The organism is Vibrio tritonius (genome assembly GCF_001547935.1).
GTDB lineage: Bacteria > Pseudomonadota > Gammaproteobacteria > Enterobacterales > Vibrionaceae > Vibrio > Vibrio tritonius.
The window spans coordinates 1,161,730-1,174,676 of record NZ_AP014635.1; the positions used below are offsets into that span (position 1 = coordinate 1,161,730).

The 12,947-nt window shown below is 46.1% G+C and carries 15 protein-coding genes; 10 read left to right on the forward strand and 5 right to left on the reverse strand.

Annotated features, from left to right (window positions below; translation table 11 throughout):
- Window positions 1-47 precede the first annotated feature (47 nt).
- Complete coding sequence (locus JCM16456_RS05295) at window positions 48-317, reverse strand: type II toxin-antitoxin system RelE/ParE family toxin (RefSeq protein ID WP_068713044.1); 270 nt, start codon at window positions 315-317, stop codon at window positions 48-50.
- The gene (locus JCM16456_RS05300; protein WP_068713046.1) at window positions 310-588 is read right to left on the reverse strand and encodes a type II toxin-antitoxin system RelB/DinJ family antitoxin; all 279 of its coding nucleotides are present in this window, start codon (window positions 586-588) and stop codon (window positions 310-312) included. Before JCM16456_RS05300 ends, JCM16456_RS05295 begins: the two co-directional genes overlap by 8 nt.
- 56 nt (window positions 589-644) lie before the next feature.
- Here JCM16456_RS05300 and JCM16456_RS05305 point away from each other — a divergent pair, with 56 nt between their 5' ends.
- The 10 genes from JCM16456_RS05305 (at window position 645) to JCM16456_RS05350 (ending at window position 10,446) form a co-directional block, all read left to right on the forward strand.
- Window positions 645-1,169 (forward strand): LysE family translocator, encoded by a 525-nt coding sequence (locus tag JCM16456_RS05305; protein WP_082712221.1) that lies wholly within the window; start codon window positions 645-647, stop codon window positions 1,167-1,169.
- A gap of 346 nt (window positions 1,170-1,515) precedes the next feature.
- Entirely contained in the window at window positions 1,516-3,441 is a 1,926-nt protein-coding gene (locus JCM16456_RS05310; protein ID WP_068713050.1) for an FTR1 family iron permease, read from the forward strand.
- A gap of 67 nt (window positions 3,442-3,508) precedes the next feature.
- A complete protein-coding gene (locus JCM16456_RS05315; RefSeq protein ID WP_068713052.1) occupies window positions 3,509-4,027 on the forward strand; it encodes an iron transporter in 519 nt (172 codons plus the stop codon).
- A gap of 102 nt (window positions 4,028-4,129) precedes the next feature.
- A complete protein-coding gene (locus JCM16456_RS05320) occupies window positions 4,130-5,533 on the forward strand; it encodes a Fe-S-containing protein (protein ID WP_068713054.1) in 1,404 nt (467 codons plus the stop codon).
- Complete coding sequence (locus JCM16456_RS05325; RefSeq protein ID WP_068713056.1) at window positions 5,533-6,837, forward strand: ABC transporter permease; 1,305 nt, start codon at window positions 5,533-5,535, stop codon at window positions 6,835-6,837. Before JCM16456_RS05320 ends, JCM16456_RS05325 begins: the two co-directional genes overlap by 1 nt.
- Window positions 6,824-7,960 (forward strand): ABC transporter permease, encoded by a 1,137-nt coding sequence (locus JCM16456_RS05330; protein ID WP_068713058.1) that lies wholly within the window; start codon window positions 6,824-6,826, stop codon window positions 7,958-7,960. Before JCM16456_RS05325 ends, JCM16456_RS05330 begins: the two co-directional genes overlap by 14 nt.
- A gap of 1 nt (window position 7,961) precedes the next feature.
- Window positions 7,962-8,672 (forward strand): ABC transporter ATP-binding protein, encoded by a 711-nt coding sequence (locus JCM16456_RS05335; RefSeq protein ID WP_068713060.1) that lies wholly within the window; start codon window positions 7,962-7,964, stop codon window positions 8,670-8,672.
- Window positions 8,662-9,153, forward strand: a complete 492-nt coding sequence (locus JCM16456_RS05340) for a TlpA family protein disulfide reductase (RefSeq protein ID WP_068713062.1) — start codon at window positions 8,662-8,664, stop codon at window positions 9,151-9,153. The genes JCM16456_RS05335 and JCM16456_RS05340 overlap by 11 nt, the downstream gene beginning before the upstream one ends.
- A 10-nt stretch (window positions 9,154-9,163) precedes the next feature.
- Window positions 9,164-9,607: a copper chaperone PCu(A)C gene (locus JCM16456_RS05345; RefSeq protein WP_156430452.1), complete on the forward strand. Its 444-nt coding sequence runs from the start codon at window positions 9,164-9,166 to the stop codon at window positions 9,605-9,607.
- Between the two features lie 35 nt (window positions 9,608-9,642).
- Window positions 9,643-10,446 carry an FMN-binding protein gene (locus JCM16456_RS05350; RefSeq protein WP_068713065.1) on the forward strand — a complete coding sequence of 268 codons (804 nt, stop codon included), beginning with the start codon at window positions 9,643-9,645 and terminating at the stop codon, window positions 10,444-10,446.
- A gap of 89 nt (window positions 10,447-10,535) precedes the next feature.
- Here JCM16456_RS05350 and JCM16456_RS05355 read toward each other — a convergent pair whose 3' ends face one another.
- The 3 genes from JCM16456_RS05355 to JCM16456_RS05365 are packed head-to-tail and all read right to left on the reverse strand — an operon-like array spanning window position 10,536 to window position 12,815.
- Window positions 10,536-10,775, reverse strand: coding sequence for a non-oxidative hydroxyarylic acid decarboxylases subunit D (locus JCM16456_RS05355; protein WP_068713066.1), 240 nt, complete (start codon window positions 10,773-10,775; stop codon window positions 10,536-10,538).
- Window positions 10,775-12,214 carry a non-oxidative hydroxyarylic acid decarboxylases subunit C gene (locus JCM16456_RS05360; protein WP_068713068.1) on the reverse strand — a complete coding sequence of 480 codons (1,440 nt, stop codon included), beginning with the start codon at window positions 12,212-12,214 and terminating at the stop codon, window positions 10,775-10,777. The genes JCM16456_RS05355 and JCM16456_RS05360 overlap by 1 nt, the downstream gene beginning before the upstream one ends.
- Window positions 12,215-12,233: 19 nt before the next feature.
- Window positions 12,234-12,815, reverse strand: coding sequence for a non-oxidative hydroxyarylic acid decarboxylases subunit B (locus JCM16456_RS05365; RefSeq protein WP_068713069.1), 582 nt, complete (start codon window positions 12,813-12,815; stop codon window positions 12,234-12,236).
- Between the last annotated feature and the right edge of the window lie 132 nt (window positions 12,816-12,947).

The window sequence follows — 12,947 nt, forward strand, 5'->3', positions numbered from 1 at the left end:
GTCGTTTTATATAAATCAACTAAATGGAATTTGTGGCTGATAAGTGATTAAAACAAATCGCTGTGTGAGCCGATACGAGCAAGTTGTAGTTGTTGATTATAAATACGGTAAATAAGCACTAAATCGGGTTTGACGTGACAATCTCTAAAACCCACCCAATTGCCTGTGAGTGGATGGTCTACATTTTGTGGGGCAAGAGTTTCCCCTCGCTGAAGTTTGGATATGATATTGCCGACCTCAATAATATCGGGAATCGGCATTTTAGTTATCTTCTTAAAGTCTTTCTTAAATTGAGTTGAATACTCGAGACTATACATTTTTGACCTTACCATCAGTCAACTCATCGAACATGGCATCAAGCGATTCTGCTTGGTGACCCTTGCCCTCAACTAGCTCTTTTATTGCGGCAGCTGTGATTTCATTCGGTTGCGCGACGCGCAGTTCGAATGGAATACCGCCGTGATTGATGACTGCTTTGGCAAACAATTTAATGGCTTGTGAAGTACTTAAACCCATCCCATCACATATGCTAGTGAAAGCCACTTTCGTTTCATGATCAATACGAGTGCTCAACATTTCTGTTCTCATAATTACACCTTTTTGCGCACAATGTAATACATAGTTATACAGTAGTATATGGTTAGATGACAAAGTGTTCAACAAATCATCGACACGGAATACAATTATTGATTGTCTGTTTAGTCGCTATTGGCGCTGGTGGCTTATTGGCGCAGCTACCCAGTTGGTTTTTGGTGATGAAGTGCGTTGGGGGAGCTTACTTAATTTATCTTGGCATCAAGAGTCTTCGTTCAAAACCGAAAAACAGTATGACGTTACCCAACGGTGCGGATAGAGAAGAGCAAAAAGGACTGCTATCGTTATATCTCCAAGCGTTTTTGGTTTCGGCCAGTAATCCTAAGACATTGATTTTTCTATCCGCTTTCTTACCGCAATTTTTAGATGTGAACCACTCCCACTTTGAGCAGTTTTCTATCATGTACTTAACCATCGCCATGATTGTTACTTTAGTACATCTAAGTTATGCCATGATTGTTAGTCGCTTGGGGAAAATGCAGCGCACCCATCATGTTGAGCGCAAATTGGCTAAAGTCATCGGGGGGCTTTTTATCACTATGGGCGGTGGGGTGCTACTCAGTTCAAGGCCTTGATTCGTTTTATGGTTTAGAGGTTGGTGATAGGTTTTATTAGCCCATCAACCATGCAGTCAATAACTAAAAATTCACTTACCCCAAGCAATAGTAACAGGCCAACGGAAACGTTGGCTTTTTGTCGTTGGTAGTGATGCGATATGAACATTTTTAGGGAAAAGGCGCATTTGAACGCTGAAATGCCTGAAATGAATAAAAACTTATTTATATAGAACATCGCGTAATAATAATGTAAGGAATATAACAGTATTTCATTATTTTTTGATATGTAACAAAAGTTTTCCGTTGTGAATGATAATAGTTTGCGATAGCATTCGCGTGTTCAGGTTATTACAGGGATTTCACCATGTTAAAGCTCGCGAAGCTTTTCATCGTCATGTTATGTGCATTTGTGGCCGTTACTTCTCAAGCGGCAATTATTGATTATCAAGCAGCAGCAGACGACATCAACCAACGTCTCGATAAAACCGCAGAGCTTTATCAGTCTGGTCAAACCGCCGAAGCAAAAACAACCGTGCAAATGGCGTACTTTGAGGTATTTGAAGGCCTTGAAGGTCCAATTCGAATTAACTACTCACAAAAATACGCTTACGAGCTGGAAGCCAAATTTGGTGAAATACGCAAAATGATTGCTGCTCAAGGCGATGTAGAGCAGGTAACCCAACAGATTACTTGGCTTAAAACGCAAATTGCTTCCGTACCCGAAATCTTAGAATCCGGCACTCAATTGGTGGCGGAAACGACCGACGTGCACCAAGAGAGCATTCTTCCATATTGGCGTGAGCAAGTGCTCACCATTGAACGTTTGGTTAACCAAGGCTTAGCAAGTTATCGTTTATCGGCGCAAGGTACCGCAGCAGAACAGGCAGAAAAGCGCCAAGAAGCGACCCAATTAGTACAGCAAGCTCAGTTTGAAGCCTACAAAAACTCCGATTTGGAAACGGCGATTCGTTTGAATCGTTCTGGCAGTAAAGCAGCAGATTATAACGCTCGCTTCAAATCTCTTTTAGAAATCACTAAACAGCCATTCACCATGCCACATTTGGTTGACTTTGGTTATCAGGTATCGACCTTAACGCAAGATCTTAAAGACGATTTACCTGGGCTACCAGCAACGCGTGATTCACAAAAACAGACTCAAGATGACGCGCAAGCAGTAGTAAAACAAGATTGGCAAGCGGTGATTACTGGTATTGATGCTGCGATTACTCAAGCCATTGATACGTATCAAAAAGGCAATGTGTCTGACGCTATGATGGCCGTGCAAGATGCGTACTTTGATCGCTTCGAAGCCACCGGTATGGAAAATGCCATCGGCGCCCGTGATACTGCATTCAAGTCCGAGTTAGAAGGCTATTTCACTCGCATCGTCAGTATGGTGAAAGCCGGTTCGAAACTTGCTGATATCCAAGCACAGCAACAAGCACTAAGCCAAGCGCTAGATAAAGGTGCTGATATGCTGGGTGACGCTAACCAAGGTTTTTGGGCGATTTTCATTGCTAGTTTAACCATCATTTTGCGTGAAGGGTTGGAAGCGTTGCTGATAGTAGCGGCCATTACTGCTTACCTTGTGAAAAATGAGCATACCGACAAACTGCATATCATTAAAAACTCTGTGATTGTGGGCTTGATTTGTAGCTTGATTACTGCCGCACTGTTCCAGTGGTTATTTACCAATGCTGGCGCGAGCCGTGAAATGCTTGAAGGCATCACCATGCTGGTGGCGGTTGTCGTGCTGTTTATGATGAGTTACTGGTTGCTCTCCAAAGTCGAAGCGACTCAGTGGAAAAAATACTTGGAAAGCAAGTTGTCTCGCTCATTAACGGCGGGGTCAGTTGCTGGGCTTTGGTTTGCAAGCTTCCTTGCTGTTTACCGTGAGGGCGCTGAAACCGTGTTGTTCTACTACGCACTTGGTGCGGATGGTTCAGCCAGTTCACTAGGCGGTATTTTTGGCGGCTTAGCGCTAGGTATTGTCATTCTTGCGGTTGTTTTCGTCATCATGCGCTACAGCGTGGTGAAATTGCCGCTAAAACCTTTCTTTATGTTTACCGGTGGATTTATGTATCTGATGGCCTTTGTCTTTGCTGGCAAAGGGGTGTTGGAACTGATTGAAGCCAAATTGTTTAATCCAACACTGATGGACGCCGTTCCGCAAATCGGTTTGTTGGGTATTTACCCTTACGTCGAAACCTTGATTCCGCAAATCGTGTTGCTTGCCGCTGCCGTACTTGCGTTGGTTGTGATTCGTCGTCAGGGACAAAAATCAGCATAGCGACATTTTTATATTTATAACTGCGTGACTTTAGCGCGACAAACTCTTGTTAAAAGGAATAACGATAATGGCTAACAAAATTTTGGTTCCAGCTGCAATGGCAGCAATGCTGTTCTCAGCAACAACGATGGCTGGTGAACACCCAGCGGGCGAAACCATCGAAATGAATGGTATGGAATTGGCTGCGGTTTACCTAGAGCCAGTAACTATGGAACCTCAAGGTATGATGATGGCGGCTTCAAAAGCTGACGTTCACCTTGAAGCGGACATTCATGCCCTAAAAGGCAACAAAAACGGCTTTGCTGCAGGTGAGTGGATCCCTTACCTAACCATCAGCTACAAAATGAAAAACCTAGACACAGGCAAAACTCAAGAAGGCACTTTCATGCCAATGATTGCGTCTGATGGCCCTCACTACGGTTCAAACGTAAAAATGTTGGGTGTTGGTAACTACGAGCTGACTTTCCACATCGAATCTCCTGCTAAAGCTGGCCTACTACGTCATACCGACAAAGAAACAGGTGTTGGTCGTTGGTACAAACCTTTCGATGCAACTTACAACTTTAAATACGTTGGTTTGAACTAAGCCAATCAGCTGTTAGCAGTGATTTTGCACTGCTAGCACAAAAGGTGGCCGGTTCGTCATCGGCGAAACGGCCGCCTTCCATAATAATATGATGTGAGCAATATGAGTTTTTATCTCTCTCAGGTACTTTCTTATTTCCTCCTTCCCGCCGTCATGTTCGGACTGCTTTGGTCCGGTGCAACCTCTTCATTCTACAAACAGCGTTTTTGGTGGTCTGTACTGGCAAGCGTTGCTGGTGTTGCTGCGTATGCACTATTGCCTTACAGCCAAACATCACTGTTGATTATCGGCGCAGGAGATATGGCACTAACGGTATTGCTGTTGGTGTATGTCCTATGGGTAACCAAACCCAATCGATTTTTGCTGCTGTGGCAGTTTGTTATTGTCTCGCTGACCGCTTTTATGTGGGCGCGCGTGGCGAAACTCGATATGGTGACCGCCACCAGTGTGATTAATACGGAACTGATTTTGAACGTTGCAGCATTGCTGCTAGGTTGGATTTTGATCGGCTCAGTACACTATTTCACGGCACAAGTGATGGTGCAGCGCAGTGTGCTATTCAAGCGAGTGTTCTTTTTCGTCTTAATCTTACTGGCGTTACTTCCTCTCTCTGGAGAGGTGTTGTTGTCGGCAATGAAACTCCAGATCCTCGATCTCTATCAAGAGTTATTGAGTTATGTATCCCGAGTAACCAACTTCTTCTGGACATATGCCTACGTGGTGATGGCGATGTGTTTGCTGCCGGCTTTGGTCAAATACCGCCACGATATTGTGCCGATTAAAACTGCGATTAAGGGTGAACAAAACGCAATTTCACGCCGTAAATGGCAAGCCAAATTGATTGGCCAGCAGCGTATTGTGCGCGGGTTCTTAGGCTCTTTAGTGCTAATTTTTGCAGCGCTGCTTTACTGGGATGCTGTGGCTTCTCAGCCACCAACGCGCTCCCCGGCACAAAGCATCGAATTAAGCGCAGACGAGTCCGTGCATATTGCGATTACCGATGAGCTAAAAGATGGCAAGTTGCATCGTTATCAATGGATTGCCAGCGACGGTAAAGTAGTGCGCTTCTTTGTGATTGACCGCTACCCAGGTGAAATGAAATTTGGTGTGGTGTTTGACGCTTGTATGCTTTGTGGTGATGCTGGGTATATTCAAGATGGCGACCAAGTGATCTGTTTGGCTTGCGGCGTGCACATCTTCATTCCTTCGATTGGTAACCCGGGCGGCTGTAACCCGATACCGATCAAAGAGTGGTCATTGAAAAACAACGAAATCGTCATTAGCCAAGCGATGTTGGAATCGGGTTTACAGTACTTTAGTGATGTGGTGCAAATCACGGTGAAAGATCCGGTTAACGGCGATGCCTTAACCAATATCGACGCTCCGTTTAGCTATCAATTTGGCGGTAAGACCTATTTCTTCTCGAAACAAGCTTCTTACGATGCCTTCCGTGATAACCCTTGGCAGTACGTAAATAGCAGCTCAGCGTTGGGAGGTGACCAATAATGTTATGGACTATGTTGCGCCAATCTTGGCGTCATGACAGTGGTCGTAAATGGCTTGCGACTACGACTATCTTTTTGGCCGCGGGGTTAATTTCAGCGCTACTCGCCATCTCTATCACGATCGGTGACAAGATGTCAGTAGAAATGAAACGCTACGGGGCGAACATTGAAATTACTCCTGAAGGTCAGGTTCAATTACCTTATGCCTTGAAAAATGCCTTGGCATCGATGGACAAAGAGGACTTGATCCTTGAGTCAGAGCTGCCGAACATCAAGAACATTTTTTGGCGCAATAACATCATCGGTTTTGCTCCGTTTGTTCGTGGTTCGGTTGTGGTGCGCAATCATGAAAAACCGGCGGGCAGTGAATCACACAAGGTCGCGCTGGTTGGGACTTTCTTTGACCAGTCGTTAGCTGTTCCTGATGAGCCGGATTATCACACCGGCAACAAGATTATTGCCCAGTATTGGAAAGTGAATGGCCAGTGGCCAGACGATAGCCAAGCTCAAGCGTTGGTGGGGCAATCCATCGCAGCGCATATGGGCTGGAAAGTGGGAGACGCATTGACGCTAACCCACGGTGAGCAAACCTTCACTGTGCACGTGACGGGGATTTTAACCAATGGTGGCGCAGAAGAAGATGCGATTGTGGTACCGCTGCATATCGGGCAGGCGTTACTTAATCTGCAAGGTCGTGTAGAGAGTGTGAATGTCTCTGCGTTAACGGTACCGGAAAATGCGTTGTCGAAGAAAGCAAGAGAAAACTTGGAGTCGTTAGATTCCGATGAATATGATCTGTGGTTTTGTACGGCGTTTGTCTCTTCCATTTCGTTCCAGCTAGAAAAAGCATTAAGCAATGCGAGTGTTCACCCTGTGTGGCAAGTGGCCGCTTCGGAAGGCATTGTGATCGCCAAGATTCAGAGCTTACTGTTTATGGTGACCTTGGCCGCCTTTATTGCTGCTTCAATGGGGATAGCATCATTGATGACCAACGCGATATTGCAGCGCTCTAAAGAGATAGGTTTGATGAAATCGCTCGGCGCGCATAACTGGCAGGTTTACTTACTGTTTTATGCGGAATCTATGATTTGTGGTTTAGTGGGCGGTTCGCTAGGATGCCTTGCTGGCTGGGGGCTTGCTAAAGTAATGGGCTATGCACTGTTCGGTTCGAGCATTACGTTCCACTGGATTATCATCCCACTTATTTTAGTGATTTCTGTTGTGATGACGGTGTGTGGAACCTATTTCCCTTCACGTCGCATTGCTGCGCTTTACCCAATCGAGGTGTTGTATGGCCGTCAATAATCGTTCGATGAATACACTGCTGGTGGTTCGCTCTTTAAAATTGCGCCTGCGTCGAGTGTTTGTCGTATTGGCTGCGCTCACCATGGGGGCAGCAATAGTGACCGCTATGGCTGGTGTTTATTTCGATATCAACCAAAAAATGAGCCATGAGTTACGTAACTATGGCGCGAACTTCTATGTTGGTCCGGGCGCGAAAGAAAGCACTTTATCGACAGCGGATTATCGCACCATGGTGAACATGGCACCTCACGGTAAATTGGTCGCATCAAGTCCTTATCTGTATGGCATGGTGCAATCCGATCTAGAAAAAGTGGTCGCGATGGGCGTCGATTTCGCTCAACTGAAAAAGCTGGTGCCTTATTGGCAAGTTCAAGGTGAGTGGATTGGTGTTTCGTTTGATAAACGCAACGCCATGATCGGAGCAAGCCTTGCGAAGAAGCTTGAGCTGAAAGTTGGCTCGGATATCAGCATCATCAAGGGGCAAGAACGTCATACCTTTACTATTAAAGGGATTATTGATTCTGGTGCTGAAGAAGATAACTATCTCATTGTTAATTTGAGTATTTTACAAGAGTGGTTAGGGCAGGGCGACCAAGCAAATTATGCCATGTTCAGTATCGATAATGATAAAGATCAGGTTGATCAATTTGCCAAGCAACTGCAAGCAAAATTCCCTGAGCTAACCATTCGCCCGATCCTTAAAGTCTCCTCATCTGAGGGGAAAGTGCTCGATAAAATCAAGCTTTTGATGGGCGTGGTGGCTTTTGTCATTTTGGTTCTGTCCACTTTGTGTGTGAACACTACCTTAACGGCGATGATTGGCGAACGCCGCCATGAGTTTGCGCTGCAAAAAGCCTTAGGTGCTTCCCACAAAGCCATCACCAGACAAATCTTGGCAGAAACCCTAGTGATGACGGTGGCCTCAATCGTATTGGGATTGGGCATTGGTTATGTATTGGCGCAAATTTTAGGGCAAACCGTGTTTAGCTCTGCGATCGATTTACGTGCCCCTGTATTTGCCATTACGGCGGTTTTATCTATCGGTGCAGCGTTAGTGGCTGCAACGATTCCAACTTTGCGCGCGATGAATGTTGATCCCGCTAAAGTGTTGAAAGGAGAATAAGATGACTGCATTAGCTATGAAGAACGAATTAGCTATTGAAAGTGAATTTGCCATTGAAACGAAAGGTCTATGCAAACGCTTTGACCAAGTCAGCGCCCTCGACAACATCAATATTTCCATTCGCAAAGGGGAATTTGTGGCAATCATGGGGGCGTCCGGCTCTGGCAAAACCACGTTAATGAACATCCTTAGCTGTTTGGACACGGCAACAGAAGGGCAAGTGATTCTGGACGGCCAAGATGCGGCGGGTCTTGATGAAGACGCTCGTCGAGCTTTTCGTGCCGAAAAGATAGGCCTACTGTTTCAACAGTTCCACTTGATTCCATACCTTACTGCGCTGGAAAACGTGATGTTGGCGCAGCACTATCACAGCGTGACGGATAAAGAAGCGGCGGTAAAAGTATTGGAAGAAGTTGGGTTAGGTCATCGGATTGATCACTTGCCAAGTCAGCTCTCTGGTGGTGAGCAGCAGCGCGTTTGTATTGCGCGTGCCTTGGTCAACGAATGCCCGATTCTGTTTGCCGATGAACCGACCGGTAACCTTGATGAAGCGAATGAGCAGATTGTACTGGATATTTTTAAGCGGCTACATGAGCAAAATCGTACCATCATCATGGTGACCCATAACCCTGATTTGGGGCGCTACACCGATCGTATTATCCGTTTGCAGCATGGCAAATACATCGGTGAGGAGCGGATGAATGACGCTTAAGCGGCTGGGGTGGGCAAGCTTACTGGTCGCGATGTTAGCGATCAGTGGCTGCAAAGAACAAACGTTAGCGATTGGTCAACCTGCGCCAGATTTAGCCGTGCTGGATAACCAAAAAAACAAGATGACCTTGGACGAAGCTCAAGGTCAGCCGGTGGTGGTTGAGTTTTGGTCATCGACCTGTGGTGCTTGCTTGGTGATGATGAAGGCGTGGCAAGATTACGTGACAGCGCATCCAGGTAAGATTCGCTTTATTGGCGTAGGAATTCCCCCTTTTCCTGAAGACTTACCCGCATTTGCCGACAAGCTAGGCGTCTCTTTACCGTTAGGTTTAGATCAATTGGGGATTACTCAAGAGCGTTATCAAGTGGTAGCAACGCCCACCACCTTTTTTATTGATCGCCATGGTGTGTTACAAGCACAGCATCTCGGTTATTCGCCGGGAATGGATTTCGATCGTTATGTTAATGCGATTTTAAAGTAGGGGATAAAGAGTGCGAAGTGTGTTGTATCGCTTAGTGATTATGCTAATGATGATGGTGGCGCCGAATGTGGTGTTGGCACAAAGTATCCATGTAGAAGTTGGGCAAGCTGAGATTTTCATGCCGCAAAATGGTGCTTCTGCCACAGGCTCGAAAATGACCATTTATAACCGGACAGACAAACCTTTGATCATAACTAAGGTGGTGGGCAAATTGTTCAAGCACACCATGCTCCATGAAACGGTATTTGAAGGTGGTCAGCGTGTTATGCGTCCTATCGCTGAGTTGACCGTTAAGCCTCATCAGCAACTCGTATTAACGCCGAACACGGCGCATATCATGTTGATGGGCTTGCTCCGACCATTAAAACGAGGTGAGTTGGTGCCACTGACGTTGGTAACCAACCAAGGTCCAGTGAACGCTATTGCGCGCGTTGTCCCAATGCATCTTCACTAATTTGAAAAACCTTAGACGATTGTTTGAGAAGGGTTATGAAAAAAACGTATCTACTTGTGGCTCTGCTTTTGCCAAGTTCATTATTACTCAGTGGTTGTTTTGATAAAGAGATCCATTCGAGTCCCGCTGCACCCGATGCGAGTACAGCAATAAAACGTGTTGATGGAGATAACGCCGAAAACCACGTAGTGCTGAAAGATAAGAACCGCACCTTGCTTGAGGTCGCTGGATTAGATCAAATTCATGATAGCGCGAGCAAAATTATTGCATCGAATCTTGAGCCTATGCTGGTAGATTTTACGCAAGGTTCGGTGACTAATTCAGTCAGTGCGATCAGTCAATATCAGCAAGCATTGCAACAACACAAAGCAGAAACCACGCCGCTGAATGAAGCAAATAATTTGGCTGGGCTAACCAGTAAACCGAATCAAACACTGATTTATCGCGTACGCAACAGTGATGTCGTGGTTTTACCTATTGAAGGTAAAGGTTACCTTTCGTATCTAAAAGGGTATCTTGCGCTGCATTTGGTGACTGGGCAGCTTGAGAAAGTACGCTTTTATCAGCAAGGTGAAACTCCGGCGCTCGGCGGTCATATCATGACCGATATGAACTGGTTAAAGCAGTTTGAGGGTAAAGCGGTTGTGGTTAATGGGCAGCCTAGCTTGCAAATTATACAACCCAATAAAGCACAGCCAAATGTGCTAGATCAGCACACAATTGATGGCATTTCGGGTGCGACCAACACTAGTCAACGTGTGGAACATATTATTAATTACTGGTTAGGTGATCATGGCTATGGTCCGATACTAAAAGAGCTCACGGCTGTGAAATCTTAAGTCGAATTAGCAAAAGATAAAAAGGCAGCTTAGCTGCCTTTTTTGATGCGGTATTGTGTTTATATCGCAAGTGAATGATTTAGCACTGCTTAGCGGTTTTGAAACTCTGGCAATAGTGGTGGAATACTTGGTACGACTGGCGCGTTATCAATATCTTCCTGAGTGATTTTGAACTCTTCAGGATAGTGTTCACGACTGGTGCGACGCAAAGGTTCAGTTGAACGCCAAGTATAAAGACAGTGTTGGCATTGATACACTTCCCAAACATTCGCAACCGGTGAAGTGGCAAGTACTTCAATGTGGTCTTCTGCGCAACGTGGACAAATCATTATTTATTCTCCTGTTTTTGTTTGGCGATCATCTCAGTCAGTTTGCTGACCCAAGCTTTGGTTTCTGGCAAATCTTTCACCGGCTGGCTGTAATGGCCGCGGTTATCTGGAGCAACCGGTGTGGTTGCATCAATGATCAATTTATCCGTGATGCCTGCTGGTGATGAGCCGGGATCCAGTTCAAGAACCGACATATTAGGCAGCTGAACTAAGTCACCGGCTGGGTTCACTTTGGATGACATTGCCCACATCACCTGTTGCAAATCGAATGGGTCGACATCTTCATCCACCATGATAACCATTTTCACATAACCTAAGCCGTGTGGTGTGGTCATCGCGCGCATGCCGACTGCACGCGCAAAGCCGCCAAAGCGTTTTTTAGTTGAGATAATAGCTAGCAGGCCGTGGGTGTACATAGCGTTAACCGCTTGTACTTCTGGGAATTCTGCTTTGAGCTGTTGGTATAGAGGCACACAAGTGACCGGACCAATCAAGTAGTCAATTTCCGTCCAAGGCATACCTAAATAAAGCGATTCAAAAATCGGGTTAGTGCGGTAAGAGATTTTATCGATGCGCACTACGGTCATGTTACGACCACCAGAGTAGTGCCCAGTAAACTCACCAAATGGACCTTCGATTTCACGCACGCGACCTTCGATAACCCCTTCAAGAATCACTTCCGATCCCCATGGCACGTCAAAACCGGTGAGTGGTGCTTTTGCGATAGGATAGGCTTTTTGGCGCAGCGCGCCTGCCATCTCATATTCAGATTGGTCGTATTTTAAAGGCGTCGCTCCCATTAGGGTAATCATGGGTTCGTTACCCAGTGAGATCGCAATTGGTAAATCTTCACCACGCTCTTCCGCTTTGTTGAGGTGAATGGCGATGTCGTGCATCGGTATCGGTTGCAGCGCCAATTTGCGTTTGCCTTTCACTTCCATTCGGTAAATACCGACGTTTTGTTTACCAAAGTTATCTGGATCGGATGGATCGCGCGAAATCGTACACGCTTTATCTAGATAGAAGCCGCCATCGCCGTCGTTGAGGCGAAATAGAGGCAATACGTCAAACAGGTTAACATCGTCACCTTCTTGGGTGTTTTCCGCCCAAGGTGGGTTATCGCGATGCTCAGGGGCGATAGGAAACTTGTCCCAGCGACGAATCAGTTCAGCAATTTGCTCTTTCACGGGGGTATTGGGTGCCAAGCCTAGAGAAATCGCATGGTTTTGCCACGAGCCAATGGTGTTCATCGCCACTTGAGCGTTGTTGAACCCTTCAATGTTGTTGAACATTAATGCGGGAGCGCCATCGCCAATGCGCCCAGTCGCGTTGGCTGCTGCGGCGATATCAGGTTCTGCTTTCACTTGCTCAGTGATAGGTAACAGCTGACCGTGCTCATTCAGAGCGTGCAGAAAACTGCGTAAATCATCATATGCCATCGTTATTCTCCTTGGATGGTTAATCTAAATTATTGCCGTCGGATAGACCTTGCCAGCGTTTGGCTTTGGGAAAGTCCAAATGAAATTGGTCTAGCACGCGGGCAACAATATGGTTTTTGATGTCGTCAATGGTTTCAGGATGGTTGTACCAAGCGGGCATGGGAGGAATCATGGTGATGCCCTTTTGGGCTAATGCGAGCATGTTTTCAAGATGGATGGTGCTGAGAGGAGTTTCGCGAGGAACGAGGACTAATTTGCGATTTTCTTTGATAATGACATCGGCGGCTCTTCCTACTAATCCATCGGCGTATCCGGCCCTTATTCCCGCTAAGGTTTTCATACTGCAGGGGATGATGATCATCCCATCGGTGCGAAATGAACCTGAAGAGATGGCTGCGGCTTGGTCAGCTGAGCTGTAAGTCACATCCGCGAGGGCGGCAACATCTTTCGCCGTGTACGGAGTTTCTAGTTCAATCGTGGTTTTTGCCCAACGTGACATCACCAAATGGGTTTCGACATCCGGGATCGCCCGCAGCGCTTCAAGTAAAGCAACGCCCAATGGGGCACCGGTGGCGCCAGTCATTCCGACAATTAGTTTCATATTACCTCTCGCTAATTTAAAGTTCGTACACGAACGTTATAGATAAATGTACGCCGATTGAAACAAATGTTCAATGGTTCATAAAAGTTAAAGATCGTGCACGAATTATAATTTCAACTCATGTTTTCGTAT

What these genes read in the sequence shown, in the direction of transcription:
- JCM16456_RS05295 (WP_068713044.1), bottom strand. Translation starts at nt 317, where the DNA reads ATGTATAGTCTCGAGTATTCAACTCAATTTAAGAAAGACTTTAAGAAG.
- JCM16456_RS05300 (WP_068713046.1), bottom strand. Translation starts at nt 588, where the DNA reads ATGAGAACAGAAATGTTGAGCACTCGTATTGATCATGAAACGAAAGTG.
- JCM16456_RS05305 (WP_082712221.1), top strand. Translation starts at nt 645, where the DNA reads ATGACAAAGTGTTCAACAAATCATCGACACGGAATACAATTATTGATT.
- JCM16456_RS05310 (WP_068713050.1), top strand. Translation starts at nt 1,516, where the DNA reads ATGTTAAAGCTCGCGAAGCTTTTCATCGTCATGTTATGTGCATTTGTG.
- JCM16456_RS05315 (WP_068713052.1), top strand. Translation starts at nt 3,509, where the DNA reads ATGGCTAACAAAATTTTGGTTCCAGCTGCAATGGCAGCAATGCTGTTC.
- JCM16456_RS05320 (WP_068713054.1), top strand. Translation starts at nt 4,130, where the DNA reads ATGAGTTTTTATCTCTCTCAGGTACTTTCTTATTTCCTCCTTCCCGCC.
- JCM16456_RS05325 (WP_068713056.1), top strand. Translation starts at nt 5,533, where the DNA reads ATGTTATGGACTATGTTGCGCCAATCTTGGCGTCATGACAGTGGTCGT.
- JCM16456_RS05330 (WP_068713058.1), top strand. Translation starts at nt 6,824, where the DNA reads ATGGCCGTCAATAATCGTTCGATGAATACACTGCTGGTGGTTCGCTCT.
- JCM16456_RS05335 (WP_068713060.1), top strand. Translation starts at nt 7,962, where the DNA reads ATGACTGCATTAGCTATGAAGAACGAATTAGCTATTGAAAGTGAATTT.
- JCM16456_RS05340 (WP_068713062.1), top strand. Translation starts at nt 8,662, where the DNA reads ATGACGCTTAAGCGGCTGGGGTGGGCAAGCTTACTGGTCGCGATGTTA.
- JCM16456_RS05350 (WP_068713065.1), top strand. Translation starts at nt 9,643, where the DNA reads ATGAAAAAAACGTATCTACTTGTGGCTCTGCTTTTGCCAAGTTCATTA.
- JCM16456_RS05355 (WP_068713066.1), bottom strand. Translation starts at nt 10,775, where the DNA reads ATGATTTGTCCACGTTGCGCAGAAGACCACATTGAAGTACTTGCCACT.
- JCM16456_RS05360 (WP_068713068.1), bottom strand. Translation starts at nt 12,214, where the DNA reads ATGGCATATGATGATTTACGCAGTTTTCTGCACGCTCTGAATGAGCAC.
- JCM16456_RS05365 (WP_068713069.1), bottom strand. Translation starts at nt 12,815, where the DNA reads ATGAAACTAATTGTCGGAATGACTGGCGCCACCGGTGCCCCATTGGGC.